Below are 15225 nucleotides of genomic sequence, written 5' to 3'. Positions count from 1 at the left end.
ACCAGGGTTTGAGGCTTCGCGGCTCTTTTGCGACACGAGGAGGGCGGCGAGCGCGGGCCGAGCGGGCGGCCGAGCGGCGTGGATTCGCGCCTCTCGCTTCCGCTGGGCCGGGGAAATATGCTAACGCGCTCGCCCCATGCAGAAAGCGACCGCCTTCCTCTTCGCCGTGTTGGTCCTCGGGGCCATCGCGCTCGTCGTCGTCCCGCGCGGTCGCGGCGGAAGCCCGTCCACCGAGACGGCGACGGCCGATGCAGGCGCGCCGAGCGACGCGGGCGCGGCGACGGCGGCGGACGGAGGCGCGGAGCCCTCGGATGCAGGCGCGAGCGGCGAGCCTGGCAGCGAGGTGGAACCGGCGGGTCCGGTCGACGCGGGCGGGACGTTGCTGCTCACGGGCGAGGCGCCGCCGCCCCTCGCGGGTGAGGTGCCGAAGTCGGTCGTGTTCGGGGTGATCCTCGTGCAGTACAAGGGCGCGCAGGGCGCGTTGCCGAACGCGCGGCCGCGCGAGGAGGCGCTGACGCTCGCCAAGCAGCTCGCCGAGGAGGCGAAGACGGACTTCAAGGCGGCGGTGGCGAAGGGCGACAAGGGCTCGATGGAGAACGCGGGGCGGCTGCCGCGCGGAATTTTGGAGCCCGCGCCGGAGTATGTTCTCTTCAGCCTGGCCAAGGGCGCGGTGAGCGAGGTCGTCGACACGCCGCGCGGCTACTGGATCGTGACACGGATCGAGTAGGCACGATACGAAGGGGACGGACGCGATGGCGCAGATCGACATCCTGAGGCCCCACGGCATGAGCGAGGACGCGGCGCGGCGGCGCGCCGAGGACCTGGCGAGGCGGCTGGAACAACGCCGCGGGGTGCGCTGGCGCTGGGAGGGCGACGAGCTCCGGCTCGACGCGCCAAACGGGCCTGCGAAGGGGACGCGGGGGTCGGTGCGCGTGACCGCGGAGGCCGTGCGGATCCGGGTGGAGCTGCCGCTCCTGCTCCGCGCGATGCGCCCCGTGGTCGAGTCGAAGCTGCACGAAAAGCTCGACGCGATGCTCGGCAAGGCCTGAGCGAGCAAGCGAGCAGGCGAGGCCGGGAAGGCGCCCCCACCGGGGTCCACGGGCGGGGCTCTCGCCCACGATCGGGACCGGCCGCGTCGAACACGTGCCGCACGGGAATACCCGCGCATCGCGGCAAGGCGCGCGATCGTCGCGATCCGTCGCGAGCACGCTTTACTCCCGACGCACCGTTTGGCTAGTCTCCACACGCAGCATGCAATGGACCAGAAACCCGTCTCCGCGGGAGGCGCGTCGAGCCCAATGACGGTAGAGACACCCATGCCCACGGGGCAGGCCGAGGATGCGGCGGCCTTCCTCAATCGTTTACGGTCCGAGCACGCCGCGCAGGAGGACAACGCGCTCCAAGCGCTGCTCCTGCACGAGTGCGGCGTCCTCGAAGAGAAGCACGGGGAGGAGCCGTCCGCCGCGCGGGACTACCTCGCCGCCTTCAACGCGGATCCGCAAAACCGCGAGTCGCTCGAGGCTCTCGTCCGGATCTTGACCCGACGCAAGTCCATCAAGAACCTCGGGAAACTGCTCGAAGCGCTGACGCGCGCCTCCGTGACCCCGGAGGAGCGTGCCCGCGCGTTCTGGGAGCGCGCCGCGTTCTTGCAGGACTACGAGCAGAATCTTCCGGGCGCAAAAGAAGCGCTCGAAGAGGCCGTCGGCGCGAGCCCCGAGGACCCGACGCCGTGGCTCGAGCTCGAGCTCATCGCGGCGAAGGACGGTGATCTGCCCGGCCGCATGCGCGCCATCGAGGCGCGCGCCGAGCTCGCATCCGATCCGACGTGGAAGGCGTTCCTGTTCATCGAGCTCGCGGAGCTGTCGGCGAAGGCCGGCGACACGCAGCGCGCCTACGATCTGATCGACGCCGCCGCCGCGCTGGATGGTCAGGGCCGTTTCCGGTCGCAGGTGACGCTCGAAGCGATCGCGGCGCGGGAGGACAACACGACGGCGCTCGCGCGGGCCCTCGAAGGTCAAGCGCAGCTCATCGAGGAGGCCCTCGAAGACGCAGAGCGCGGTGACGCGAGCGGCGTGCCCCGCTACGCGCGGCGCGCCGAGTACGCAGCCGACGCGTGGCTGCGCGCGGCAGAGCTGAAGCGGCGCGCGGGGGATCAAGAAGGCTGGGTGAAGCTGCTCGCGCGAGCCGCCGAGCAGCTCCCGCAGTCGTCGCTCATCGCGCGCTCGCGGCTCGCATCGCTGGAGACGAACGGCGACGCGAAGGGCGCGGCGGATCTCGCGCGGGCCGAGCTCGAGCGCGGCACCCCGGGCCCGGCCGCGGCGGCGCTGTGGCTGCGTATCGCCGAGGCGGCGATGCTCGACAACGACCGGGATGGCGCACTCGCCGCGCTGCGCAGCGCGCTCGAAGCAGACCCGGCGTCGATCATGGCGCGCGCGCTCGAGCTCGACCTCTTGAGCGACGCGCAGGATCCGGCGGCGCTCGCGCGATCGCTCGAAGCTTCGGGCGCGTCGTGCCCGACGAACGAGGCGAAGGCGCGCGCGGAGATCATCGCGGCCTACGTGTGGGCCTGCCAGGCCGGAGACTCGGACGCCGCGAAGGCGGCGCTCGGTCGGGCCGCGGCGCTCGGTACGCCGGCGCCGCTGCTCGCGCGGATCGCCCGCACGCTCGCGTCGGTTCGGGGCGATGCGGCGTGGTACGAGCAGGTGACGGCGGAGCTCGTGGCGAGCGGCGCGGAGCCGGGCGAAGAGGCGAGCCTCTGGTTCGAGCTCGGCCGGAGCCGCTCGATCCGAGGCGATGCGGACGGCGCGGCCGAGGCGTTCTCGAAGCTCGCGGCGCTCGACGGTGATGCCTCCACGTGGCTCGGGCGTGTGCTCGCGGCCTACGCGCTCGGCGCGAAGAAGCCGGCGCCGGGCGAGGTGAGCGCGTTCCGCCCGATCGCGGCGACGATCGAGGAGCTCGCGAAGGTCGAGACGGACCCGAGCCTCGCGCGGGGCCTCTGGGTGGTCGCTGCACTGCGCAGCACGCGCGCGGGCAACCTCGATGCGGCGCGCGCGCGACTGCGCGAGCTGCACGAGGCGCAGCCGTCGGACGAGGTGGTGGCGCTTTTCCTCGCGGACCTCGAGCGCCGCGCAGGGGACCTCGCGGCCGCGTCGAACATCCTGTCGGCATGCGCGACGGCGACCGAGGACATCGACCTCGGCGCCGCGCTCTACCTGGAAGCCGCGCTTCTCACGTGGCGGATCGGCGATCGGCAGAAGACGATCGAGCTCATCGAGCAGGCGCGCGGCAGCGCGTCGAAGGCGGCCGCGGCGCTGCTCGCGTGGGCGCTGCGCGGGGCCGATCCCGACAGCCTCGACGGTCGTCGCCGCGCGCTGCTCACGGCAGCGGAGGCGGGCGCCGATCCGGCGAGCATCGCGATCGAGCGCTTCGGCCTGGAGGTGGGCCAGGGCGAGGCGGGTGACCGCCCCGAGGCGCTCACGGCGCTGGAGACGGCGGAGGCCGAGGGCTCGGGCGACATCACGGTCGCCGCGGGGCTCGCGCGCCTGACGTGGCCCGAGGCGCAGAGTGATCGTGGGGCGATCGATCGCGCGCTCGATCGTCTGGAAGACCAGGGCGACGAAGCGACGGCGATCGCCCGCGCGGAGCGGTATCGCCTTGCGCGCACGGTCGATCAGGACCCGGGCGCGGCGGTGTCGCGCGCGGCGGCCTGGGCGGACGCGGAGCCGAAGCTCTACGCCGCGCTCGAGTGGCTCGGGGCGGCGCTCGCCGCGAAGGATCGTGATGCCGAGGTGGCCGCGCGCCGCGCGGTGGGAACGTTCCTCGACGACGAGCCGTGGTCGGCGATGGACGCGTCGGCCGCGCTCGTGGCGATGCTGGATCAGCCGAGCACGCCGCAGCCCCTGCTCGCCGGCACGTCGGACGCGACGCGCCTCGCGAACCTGGAGCTCGCGATGCCCGGCTGCGATCCGCGCCGCCGCGCCTTCGCCCTGCAGAACGTGGGCGGGGCGCTCGGCGAGGATGCGGGCAGCGACGCTTCGGCGCTCTCCGGCTGGTCGGAGCTCGCGGCGGGCAACGTGGAGGCGGCGCTCGCCACCTTCCGCGCGGCCGTCGAGCGCCGCCAGGACGACATCGTGTCGTGGGAGGGCGTGCGCGCGGCGAGCGAGGCGCTCGGCGACCACGTCTCCACGGCGCTCGCGCTCGCGCAGCTCGGCGCCCTCAGCAAGGACGACACGCGCGGCGCGGCGTTCTGGGAGTCCGCGGGCATCATCCTGCTCGATCACACCGACGCGCACGACGACGCGGAGATCGCGTTCGCCCGCGCATTCGATCGGGATCCGAGCCGTTCGGTCGCCTTCGACAAACTCTTCCGCCGCGTCCGTTCGCGCAACGAGGACGACAAGCTGCTCGACATCATCGGGCGCCGTCTCGACGTGGCCGACGACGAGGCGGAAATCGGCAAGCTCTTCTGGGAGCGCGCGCGCGTGCTTCGCAAGAAGGGCGATCGCGAGGGCGCGCTGTCGGCGCTCGAGAACGTCACGATGCTCGAGCCCGATCACGTCGGCGCGCTCGCGCTCGCCGGCGAGATTTCGATCACGATGGGCAAGTTCGCCGAGGCGGCGGACCTGCTCGGTCGGCTCTCGGGCATCGGCGAGGCGCCGGCGCAGCAGCGGCTGATGTCCGGCGTCGCGGCGGTGGACATCTACGAGAACAAGCTGAACGCCCCGGAGAAGGCGCTCAAGGTGCTCGTGGGTCTCCACGAGGCGGGCCTGTCCACGCCGCCCGTGCGCGAGCGCCTCGCGCGCGTCGCGGCGAAGACGGGCGCGTGGTCGCGCGCGACGTCGATCCTCGAGCAGCTCATGCAGGAGCGCGACAAGCGCGAGGGTCGCATGGAGGCCGCGCGGCTCGCGATGGCCATCTGGCGCGACAAGCAGAACGATCCGCTCAAGGCCGAGAGCGCGGTCGTGAAGCTGCTCGACGAGTCGCCGGACGACGGCGAGGCGCTCGATCTCGTGCTCACCACGAGCTACGAGGCGTCGCTCCGTCAGCGCCTGCTCGGCCGCGCGAAGAACGTGCTCGTGCAGAAGCTCTCCGAGGATCCGTGCGACGCCGACCGCGTCGAGCGGCTCGCGAAGATCGCGCAGGCCGGGCAGGACGCGGCGCTCCGCCAGGCGACGCTCGGCTGCCTCGTCTCGCTCGGTCGCGACGACGACGCGATCTCGACGGAGCTCAAACGGATCGACGGTCGCGTCGCGACGCGGCCGCAGATCGTGCTCGACGCGAAGGCCATGGCCGAGATCGCCGATCCGGAGGACAACGGCCCGATCGCGGAGCTCTTCGTGCTCATGGCCGAGACGGTGACGCTCGCGCTCGGCCCGACGCTCGGCTCGCTGAACGTCGGCAAGAAGGAGCGCATCGACTCGCGCGGCGGCCACCCGCTGCGCGTGGCGGTCGCCGAGTGGATGGGCGCGGTGGGCTTCGAGGGCGACTTCGAGCTCTACGTGGGCGGCCCCGAGCCGAAGGGCGTGCACGGCGTCGCCGGCGAGGTGCCCGCGATCGTCGTCGGGCCCGGGATCACGACGCCGCTCGACGCGGCGGCGCGCTCGGCCATCGCACGCACGGTCTTCGCCCTGCGGCGCGGGATCACCTCGCTCCGCACGCGCGACGAGGCCACGGTCGCGTCCGTGGTCATCGCGGCGTGCAACGAGGTCGACATCAAGGTCCAAAACCCCGGCTACGCGGTCTACGGCGAGATCCAGCGCGCGGTGCACAAGGAGATCTCGCGCAAGATCCGCAAGAGCATCGGCGAGGTCTGCCAGAAGGTCGTGTCGAGCAAGCAGGATGCACGCGCGTGGACGAACGCGGCGCGTCGCAGCCTGGATCGCATGGCGGTGATCGCCGCCGGCGACGTCTCGATCGTTCTGAGCGACATCGTGAGCGTGCCGCGGGATCAGCTCGGCTCGGTGGTCACCGAGAGCGAGCGCTCGCGTCGCCTTCTCTCGTTCGTGCTTTCCCCCAGCTACCTCGAGCTGCGCAAGAAGCTCGGCATGGGTGTCCGGTGAGCCACGACTCTGGAGCAAAGGATCAAGGTCCCGTGAGCGAGCCCCAAGACGACGAGATCGACCTCGCAGAGGACGCGATCGAAGACGACGACGACGACGCTGCGACCATCATGGCGCACGTGCCCGACGAGCTGATGGCGTCGCTGCGGAACTCCGGCAGCGAGCCGGAGATCGGCGAGGTGACCGCGCGCATGAAGGAGGACGTGCGGCACGAGTTGCCCACGAGGCCCGAGGACGACGGGCTCGTGGAGGCCCTCGTCGACGAGACGAACACGCTGCCGGCCGCGGACACGAGCGCCCACGACGCGGTGACGCCCGCGGGACCTTCCGTCGTGGAGACGCCGGTGGCCGCGGTCGTGGCCGAGGTGGAAGCCGAGGACGACGTGCCGATCGCGCCGTCGCGGCGCGAGCGCGCGCCCGTCGCGGGAGCGCCCACGTTCGACGACGAGCAGGACGCGAGCGCGCACCTCGTGCGCACGCAGCAGCGTGACGCGTGGGCCGAGCGGGCCGCGTGGCTGCGCGCCGAAGCCGAGGCGATGGAGGACAAGGCCGCGCGCGCGCGAGCGCTCGTGGCGGTGTCCGAGATCTACGCGATGGCGGGCGAGGAGCAGACAGCGCGCGCGATCGCGGCCGAGGCGCGCGAGCTCGCGCCGAGCTCTCCGCTCGCGCATCGCCAGATCCGCGGGCTCCTCGCGCGTGATCAGGACTGGCAAGGCACGATCGAGGTGCTCGACACCGAGGCGCGCATCGCGCCGACGCCGGCCGCGCGGGCCCACGCCGCCGTGCTCGGCGCCGAGGTCCTGCGCATCCGCCAGGAGGACGAGGAAGGCGCCCAGAAGCGCATGGACCTCGCGCAGCGCTCGCTGCCCACGGATCCGCGCCCGCACGTGCAGCGCTTCTCCGAGGCGCTCGGCAGCGCCGACGACGCCTTCACGAAGGTTCGCGCGCCGGAAACGAGCGAGCTCTCGGCGCTGCGCGACGCGTTCACGCAGGTCGCGATCCACCGCGGCGTGGTGCCGCGTGGCATCCGCGGTGTCGTCTCCGCGTACGACGCGCTCCTCCGCGCGCGCGCCGCGCTCGAAGCGGGCGACGTGTCCCTCGCGGTGTCGAGCCTCGGGCGCCTGCGCAGCACCGCCTCCCTCAAGGGCGGCGCGGGCTGGCTCGCGGGCATGCTCGCGGCCGCGCGCAAGGACACGCGTCCGGGCTCGATCGAGGCCCTGCGCGGCGCGCTCGACGGCACGCACGACGCCGACGCGCGGCGCGCCCTCGCGGCCCGCGCGATCGAGCTCGGCGACGCCGCCGCGGCGCGCGCGGCCGTCGAGGGCAGCGACACGATCGCGTTCTCGGCTGCCGACCGCCTCTCCTTGACGGCGCTCACCGGAGGCTCGCGCGAGCTCTTCGACCAGGCCGTCGACGCGGCCGCGGGCGACGACGAGCTCGCGCCGCTGCTCGCCGCGGCGAGCGCGGCCTCCCGCGAAACCGACGCGTCTTCGAGCAGCGTCATCGGCGCTGGCAGCCCGAGCGCGCGTGCTTCCGCGGCGCTCGGCCGCGCCCTCGCCGACGCTCGCCCCGACGGCAAGCCCCTCGGCGAGAACGACGCCCTCGCGGCGGCGATCCTCGGCTACACCGAGCACGCCGCCGACAGCGGCACGGGCCGCGCGCTCAAGCTCGAGCTCGACCTCGAGTCGAAGGCTGGCGCGAACGTCGCCCGCGCCGTCGCCGCGTGGCGCGGTGCAGAGGACGGGGATCGCGACAGCGCGCTGGCGAGCGCGCTCCTCGCCGAGCTCGCGGGCGACGCGGAGCTCGCGGCCGAAGGGTACGATCGCGCGCGCCAATCGGATCCGGCCCACGAAGGCGCCACGCGCGCTCGCGCGACGGGCGCCGACGCCGCGACCGCTTCGAGTGTCCTCGCCGGCCTCGCGCAGTCGATCGAGCCTGGCACGCGCGCCGCGCTCTTGCTCACGGAGGCGGCGATCCGCTTGCTCGAGGTCGAGGTCCCCGACACCTCGATCGACGACGAACGCGACAAACTCCTCCGCGGCGCGGCCGAGATCGACGCGCGCCTCCCGCTCTCCGTGCACCTCGGCGAGCGCACGGCGCGCGGCGTGGGCGATCGCGACGGCCTCATCGAGTGGCTCCACCTCCGCCGTCAGGCGAGCGAGGATCCGATCGAGCAGGCCCGCGACTTCGTGCGCGAAGCCCTCATCACGCCGGAAGGCGCGGCGCATGCGGCGGGCCTGCTCGCGCAGGCGCTCACGGCGCGTCCCGACGACATCGGCCTGCGCGAGCTCTACGAGCGCCTCTCGCCGGAGCGCCCCGCGGATCGCGCGGCCTGGCGTGCCGAGCGCGCGGCTGCCTCCACGGGCTCCGACGCCGCGCGCTTCTCGCTCGAAGCCGCGCTCGAGTACGAGCGCGACGGCGACCTCGAGAAGGCCGCGGCCCTCTCGCGGCAAGCCATCGCCGCGGGCGAGACGCTCCTCGCGCCGCTCTGCGCGTACCGCGCCGCGCTCGCGGGCCATGGCACGAGTGATCTCGTCGACGGCCTCTTGCAGTACGCCCGCGCGACGGAGGATTCCGTCGAGCGGCTCCAGGCGTACGAGCGCCTCGCCGAGCTCGACGAGATCGGCCGTGGCGACGCGGCGAGCGGCCTGCTCTGGCGCCGCACGATCCTCGAAGAGACGCCTACGCACCTGCCGACGCTCCGCCGCGTGGCGAGCGCCCTCATCGCGGGCGGCCGCGACGAGGAGCTCGAGCCGGTCGTCTTCACGCTCGCGAGGACGCTCGAAGGCCCCGAGGCCATCGCGCATGCGCACCTCTCCGCGCGCCTCCGCCTCCGCATCCACGGCTGGGACGAGACGCGCGAGCCGGTCGAGATCGCCTATCGCAACGAGCCTCGCGGGCTCTGGGCGCTCCGCCAAACGGCGGCGCATGCTCGCGCGCGCGGCGACGAGGCGACGGCGCTCGAAGCCGACCTCGAGCTCGCGAACCGCACCGAGCGCGCCTCCGAGATCGCCACGCTCTCGCTGCGCGCTGCCGAGTCCGCGACGCGTGCGGGGCAAACCGAGAAGGCCCGCGAGCTCCTCGAAAAGGCGATCGAGCTCGTGCCTGGTCACCTCGTGGTGCACCTCGAACGTGCCCGCGCCCTCGAGCAGAGCGGCGACTTCGTCGGGGCTGCGACCACGCTCGAAGCTGCCGCGCAGACCAGCGCGACGGCCGAGGAGCGCGTGCGCAACCTCTACCTCGCCGCGGTCCTCTGGGCCGACAAGACGAGCGAGACCGAGCGCGCGCGTGGCGCCTTCGAGAGCGTCTTCGCGGTTGATCCCTCGTACCTCGACGTCTTCCAGCGCTTACAGGCGATCTACGTCGCGAGTGGCGCGCGGGCCGAGCTCGCCGCGCTCCTCGAACGTCGCCTCGACGCCGTCACCGATCCGGCCGAGCGTGTCGAGATGGAGGTCCTGCGTGGCCGCGCGCTCGCCGACGTCGGCGACGCGGCGGCGGCGAAGCAGGCTCTCGCGGCGGCGCTCGATCAGAACCCCGACCACGTCGAGGCTCTGACGGCGTTTGCCGACGTCTGCGCGAGGGAAGACGACTGGGGCGGCGCGGAGCAGGCCTGGATCCGGCTCGCGCGCCTCGTCGCGGAGCCCGAGCGCCAGGCCGAGCTCTACATGCGCCTCGGCGACCTCTACAACGGACCGTTGCCGAACGCCGAGCGCGCCGAGCTCTCCTACCAGGAGGTCTTGAAGCGCTTCGCGAACAACGAGCCCGCGCGTGAGCGCCTCGTCGACCTCTACAAGAACCTCGGCGACACGGCGAAGGCCCTCGAGCAGCAGACGATCCTCATCAACAACGTCGAGGAGCCCGAGGCGAAGTGCCGTCGCACGACGCAGCTCGCCGAGATCTACGAGGCGATGGGCGACCTCAAGAAGGCCGAGCAGACCTTGCTCCAGGCGCGCAAGACCTGGCCCAAGGACGACGTCGCGCTCGGCGCGCTCGCGAGCTTCTACCAGCGCACCGATCAGGCGCAGGCTGCGAACGTCCTGCTCGATCGTGCCGTCGCCGACGCGCGCCGCGCGCTCGGCACCGGCCGCTTCGAGCCGTACCTCTTCAGCACCGTCGCCACCGTCGCCGATCTACGCGGAAGGCCCGAGGTCGCGCGCATCGCGCGTGGCAGCGTGGCGGCCCTCGACGGCGGCGCGGTCGATCTTCCGGGCGCGGGCGTGGCGGCCGGCGACCTCTCGCTCGACGAGCTGGTCGCGCCCGACGTGATGACGCCTGCGTTCCGCGACCTCCTGCAGCGCACTGGGCCGATGCTCGACACGGCCGTGCCGTTCGACGTCACGTCGGTCCGCGCGACGCCCTTCCCGCCCCCGCAGGCGCACCTCGCCGAGGAGATCAAGGAGCTCGCACGCGCCTACGGGATCGAGGATCTCAAGGTGCTGCAGTCGTCCACGCTCGGCTCGGTGTGCGTCGCAGCGAGCGCGCATCCACCGACGATCGTGCTCGGCGCGCCGCTCGTGGCCGCGACGAACGAGGCTGTCCGCACGTTCCTCGTTCACCGCGCGCTCAAGGTCGTCCAGGCGAATGCCACGGCCTTCGCGCGCACCGCGCCGATCGACCTCTGGCCGCTGCTCGCCGCGTACCTCAAGGCGCTGAGCCCCGGGTTTGCCCCGCAAGGTGTCGACCCGGCCAAGCTCAACGATGCGTCGGCGCGCGTCGCCAAGGCGCTCCCGGCGAGCCTCGATCCGCAGGTGCGCACGCTCGCGACCGACGTCATCGCCAACATCGGCAACCGCGCCTCGACCCTCAACACCGCGGTGAACGGCTGGGGTGCGCGCGCGGGCTTGCTCGCGGTCGGTGATCCCAACATCGCGCTCACGGGCATTGCCTGGGCTGGCGGCCACACGAACCAGCCTCCGGCGTCCGGCAAGGAGCGCCTCACCTGGATCGGTCGCAATGCCGAGGCCCGCGAGCTCATCGTCTTCTCGGTGAGCGACGCGTACGCCGATGCCCGCGCGCGCCTCGGCCTCGACTGATCCCACCCGCCCTCGCTTGGCCTCGCGCCTGCTCTCCTCTGCGGCGGCCCTCCTCCTCGGGGCCGCCGCCTGCTCCTCCCCGGACGCCTCCCCCGCGCCCACCCCACCCGCGTCTGCGGCATCTCCGCCGCCGGCGCCCACGCCCCTCCCCTCGGCCGCGCCCCCGCCCGAACCTTCCCGCTGCGCTGGCGTCACCTGCGCCTCGATCGAGCGCTGCGACGAGGCCACGGGCGCGTGTGTCCCGCATTGCCCTGCGGGCGAGGTTTACATCCCGAAAACCGGCCCTGACGGATTCGTCATGGGCAAAGGTTTTACCTTGAATGGCGGCGCGCGCCGCCTCCGCAAGGGACACCAGCCCGACTCCGATCGCCCGCACCGCGTCGTCCTCACGCGCCCGTTTTGCATGGACGAGACCGAGGTCACCGTCGCCGCCATGAAACCATGCGTCGACGAAAAGACCTGCGACCCGCCGAAGACCCTCGAAGTCTTTGCGAACTATCCGCGCCGCCCCGATCACCCCGCCAACGAGGTCTCCTGGGACAAGGCCAAGAAGTATTGCAAGGCCCAAGGCAAAGACCTCCCCACCGAGGCGCAATGGGAATGGGCGGCGACCGGCGGCGACGGACGCAAATGGCCCTGGGGCAACGACGAACCCACCTGCGAGCACGCCGATTTCACCATTGGTGTCCTCGTCTCGCCCGGAGGCGACTCCGGCTGCCACGGCGGTGGCACCTCGCCCGTGCGTTCGCATCCGAAGGGCGCGCGAAGCTGGCCCACCGGCACGCTCCACGACCTCGCGGGCAACGTCTGGGAGTGGTGCGACGACACCTATGCCAAATATGGCGCCGACGCCGTCACGGATCCCCATGTGCAAAAGCCCGGCGTGCTCGTGCACGTCGTGCGTGGCGGCGGCTGGAATCGATCGAACCTCGGCATCCAGACCGCCTTCCGCGGCGCCGCCATTCACACCTACGAGGTCCCCGGGCTCGGCTTTCGTTGCGTCCGGAACCCGTGAACACCCGGGGAGGGCCCCGCGCGGAGCCCTCCCTTTTCGTTTCCGCGATCAGAACACCGTATCCATCTGATCCGGGATCCCCTCACCCACCTCGTTCACGCACGAAACGGAGGCGCCCGACGCGTCCTTGCAGCCCGTCGTCGCACACGGGTACGGCGCGGCTTTCTGCGGGTTTGGCAGGATGAACATCGGGGTCACGAGCCACTTGTTCATGTAGTTCGCGTATGCGTTGCACATGAGCTCGTTCTTGTTGCGGTTCACCGCGAGCTTCAGCACCGTCGTGCGCGCGCGGGCTTGCTCGCGGTCGGTGATCCCAACATCGCGCTCACGGGCATTGCCTGGGCTGGCGGCCACACGAACCAGCCTCCGGCGTCCGGCAAGGAGCGCCTCACCTGGATCGGTCGCAATGCCGAGGCCCGCGAGCTCATCGTGTTCTCGGTGAGCGACGCGTACGCCGACGCCCGCGCGCGCCTCGGCCTCGACTGATCCCACCCGCCCAGCGCCGCTTGGGTAGCGGCGCTGGGCAGACGATCATTACTGGACCTGAATCTCGCCCGTATAAGCCGTCCCGGGCGCATTAGACTCGTAGAGAGCAGAATACCATCCCGGCCCCGGGGGGCCGAACCAGACCTCCTTTTGTCCGACGTATACGGGCCTCGTGTCGATGGTACCCAACCACGTCTTGAGCTTCATCGTCCCCGAAGACGTAAACGCCCCACCGTCGCGTTTCTTGACGTAGAGGCTGTTGTTCGACGTCCTGCAGAGGGTAATGATGTTTCCCCAGGTGCCGCCGCCGGTCGTCGTGCATGTATCGAGCGCCTGCGCGGCCTCCTCAACCGCCTCGACCTCTTCCTCTGCACGCATCGCATACTCGTCTTGGACGGAGCCGTCCTCGGCGATGCAGCCTGCCGACACCATTCCGATGAGAACCGTGAACATCATCGCGTCGATCTTGCTCGAAGGCATGATTCACCTCGTCCTCTGCTATCGATCATCCTGACCGCACCTGGCTGCGCTGCGCCCCGTGCCACCTAGCACTACGCCCTCGCAGAGAGGCAAGGAACTATAGTATGGAACAGACATGCGCCACAACACTGAACAATTGATATGTGTTCGTGCAGCTGGTCGCGCCCACTCCCCCAAGAGGTCATCCCGCGCCAGAAAGCTCGAATCCGGTGAACGTAATTTTATTTACATCGTGGTAACACGCTGAACCATTCCCTATTTCCACACGCACTCCACACGCCCAAAGCCGCTCCAGGGCGCGACCGCATCTGGCCCACCGGCACGCTCCACGACCTCGCGGGCAACGTCTGGGAGTGGTGCGACGACACCTATGCCAAATATGGCGCCGACGCCGTCACGGATCCCCACGTGCAAAAGCCCGGCGTGCTCGTGCACGTCGTGCGTGGCGGCGGCTGGAATCGATCGAACCTCGGCATCCAGACCGCCTTCCGCGGCGCCGCCATTCACACCTACGAGGTCCCCGGGCTCGGCTTTCGTTGCGTCCGGAACCCGTGAACACCCGGGGAGGGCCCCGCGCGGAGCCCTCCCTTTTCGTTTCCGCGATCAGAACACCGTATCCATCTGATCCGGGATCCCCTCACCCACCTCGTTCACGCACGAAACGGAGGCGCCCGACGCGTCCTTGCAGCCCGTCGTCGCACACGGGTACGGCGCGGCTTTCTGCGGGTTTGGGAGGATGAACATCGGGTTCACGAGCCACTTGTTCATGTAGTTCGCGTATGCGTTGCACATGAGCTCGTTCTTGTTGCGGTTCACCGCGAGCTTCAGCACCGTCGCGTCGTGCAGGAACGAGATGTCCGTATCCGAGTCGCCCGCGCCGAACACCGGCCGCTTCTTCATGTCCGCGTTCGGCTTCTCCGCGTCGGCCCCGGTCACCCCGTAGATCACCTTGTTCATCCAGCAGCGTTTGCCCTCGATGTACGTGATCATCGTATTGCCGACGGGATTCGCGCCGTTCCCCGACCCATCCACGACCGATCCGCATCCCTCGAAGTCGTACGTCAGCTTCCCGGCCCCGTCGAGCAGGTTCCGGATCGCGATCACGTGATCCGCGCCCACGTTCACGCGCTCCGCGAACGCCTCCACGTTCGGCTGCGGCGATGCTGAAATCACCCACACGTCGAGCCCATTCTTCTGCATCACGTCGATCAGATCGTTGATTTGCTCGTAGATCCGCACGTACGCATTGACCGACGTCGTCCCGATCGTCTGCTTCGTCCCCTCCGCCGCGGCGAGCCCCTCTTCGATCGCCGTGTTCGCGAATGCCTTCATCTCGGCCGGCGTGTATCCCGCCTGCACCTCTGCGGCCCAGGCGTACGCAGGCTCCATCGTGCGATAGTTCCACGCCTCGAACGCCGCCTTCGCGTCCACCGTCTTCCCCGTCGTATACACCGCGAGGATCTCGTCCGCGCATTCCGCGTTCGTGCTCGTTGGCAGCGGCATCCCCGCGTCGACCAGCGCTCCGCACGCCTGGTTCAGCGCGTTCCGCGCGTCATTCGTCAGGAAACGGCTCGTCGTGCGCCAATCCTTGTTCGGCGGCTGCATGATCTTGTCGTTCTTCACGAGCCAGAAGAACACGAGATCCCCCACGTCGTTCTTGATGACCGTGTTGTCCCAGTCGAAAATCGCGACGGGCTTCTGCGCCGGATCGTACGACGCGCTGTTCACCCCGACCTCGTCGATCATCTTGTCGAGCGCTTCGCGGTTCTGGCCGTACCACATCAGATTCGAATCCAGGTCCGGCGCGGCCATCGCGCCTCCCGCGCCGCCCATCCCGCCGACGCCGCCCATTCCACCCGCGCCGCCCATTCCCCCGGCCCCGCCCATTCCGCCCGTGCCGCCCATTCCACCGGTGCCGCCCGTACCGCCCGTGCCACCGGTCGCGCCTGCTCCCCCGTTGCCTCCGGAGCCGTTCTCTCCCTCGTCCGTGCAAGCCGCCGAGAGCGTCGCCATCCCCACAACGAGCGCGACGGGAAGAAAAGATCGAATCTTGATCATGGCAAGGATCCCCTTTCTGAGATCACCCTACCACGGAAAGCTCGAATCCCGTGAACACCATTTTCACGACATCATGGTAACACGGTGAGGCATT

The 15225-nt window shown here is 70.9% G+C and carries 10 protein-coding genes; 7 read left to right on the top strand and 3 right to left on the bottom strand.

Annotated elements, in window-relative coordinates:
* Positions 1 to 136 precede the first annotated feature (136 nt).
* The 5 genes from KEG57_RS30315 (at position 137) to KEG57_RS30295 (ending at position 12107) form a co-directional block, all read left to right on the top strand.
* Positions 137 to 727: a peptidylprolyl isomerase gene (locus KEG57_RS30315; protein ID WP_272421896.1), complete on the top strand. Its 591-nt coding sequence runs from the start codon at positions 137 to 139 to the stop codon at positions 725 to 727.
* A gap of 25 nt (positions 728 to 752) precedes the next feature.
* Positions 753 to 1049 (top strand): polyhydroxyalkanoic acid system family protein, encoded by a 297-nt coding sequence (locus tag KEG57_RS30310; RefSeq protein WP_272421894.1) that lies wholly within the window; start codon positions 753 to 755, stop codon positions 1047 to 1049.
* 267 nt (positions 1050 to 1316) lie between these two features.
* A complete protein-coding gene (locus KEG57_RS30305; RefSeq protein WP_272421893.1) occupies positions 1317 to 6059 on the top strand; it encodes a tetratricopeptide repeat protein in 4743 nt (1580 codons plus the stop codon).
* Positions 6060 to 6091: 32 nt separating this feature from the next.
* Positions 6092 to 11092, top strand: coding sequence for a tetratricopeptide repeat protein (locus KEG57_RS30300; protein WP_272421891.1), 5001 nt, complete (start codon positions 6092 to 6094; stop codon positions 11090 to 11092).
* Between the two features lie 16 nt (positions 11093 to 11108).
* Positions 11109 to 12107, top strand: coding sequence for a formylglycine-generating enzyme family protein (locus KEG57_RS30295; protein ID WP_272421889.1), 999 nt, complete (start codon positions 11109 to 11111; stop codon positions 12105 to 12107).
* A 48-nt stretch (positions 12108 to 12155) separates the two neighbouring features.
* On the opposite strand, the gene KEG57_RS30290 is transcribed toward KEG57_RS30295, so the two are convergent.
* Complete coding sequence (locus KEG57_RS30290; RefSeq protein WP_272421888.1) at positions 12156 to 12383, bottom strand: hypothetical protein; 228 nt, start codon at positions 12381 to 12383, stop codon at positions 12156 to 12158.
* 18 nt (positions 12384 to 12401) lie between these two features.
* On the opposite strand from KEG57_RS30290, the gene KEG57_RS30285 reads away from it, so the two are divergent.
* A complete protein-coding gene (locus KEG57_RS30285; RefSeq protein ID WP_272421886.1) occupies positions 12402 to 12593 on the top strand; it encodes a hypothetical protein in 192 nt (63 codons plus the stop codon).
* 48 nt (positions 12594 to 12641) lie between these two features.
* On the opposite strand, the gene KEG57_RS30280 is transcribed toward KEG57_RS30285, so the two are convergent.
* Positions 12642 to 13073: a hypothetical protein gene (locus KEG57_RS30280; RefSeq protein ID WP_272421885.1), complete on the bottom strand. Its 432-nt coding sequence runs from the start codon at positions 13071 to 13073 to the stop codon at positions 12642 to 12644.
* A 243-nt stretch (positions 13074 to 13316) separates the two neighbouring features.
* Between KEG57_RS30280 and KEG57_RS30275 the strand changes: the two genes are divergently transcribed.
* A complete protein-coding gene (locus tag KEG57_RS30275; RefSeq protein WP_276073410.1) occupies positions 13317 to 13628 on the top strand; it encodes a formylglycine-generating enzyme family protein in 312 nt (103 codons plus the stop codon).
* Between the two features lie 48 nt (positions 13629 to 13676).
* Here KEG57_RS30275 and KEG57_RS30270 read toward each other — a convergent pair whose 3' ends face one another.
* Positions 13677 to 15131, bottom strand: a complete 1455-nt coding sequence (locus KEG57_RS30270; RefSeq protein ID WP_272421883.1) for a haloacid dehalogenase-like hydrolase — start codon at positions 15129 to 15131, stop codon at positions 13677 to 13679.
* Positions 15132 to 15225: the final 94 nt, after the last annotated feature.

This window comes from Polyangium jinanense (assembly GCF_028435365.1).
This window is presented reverse-complemented; position numbering and strand designations above follow the sequence as displayed.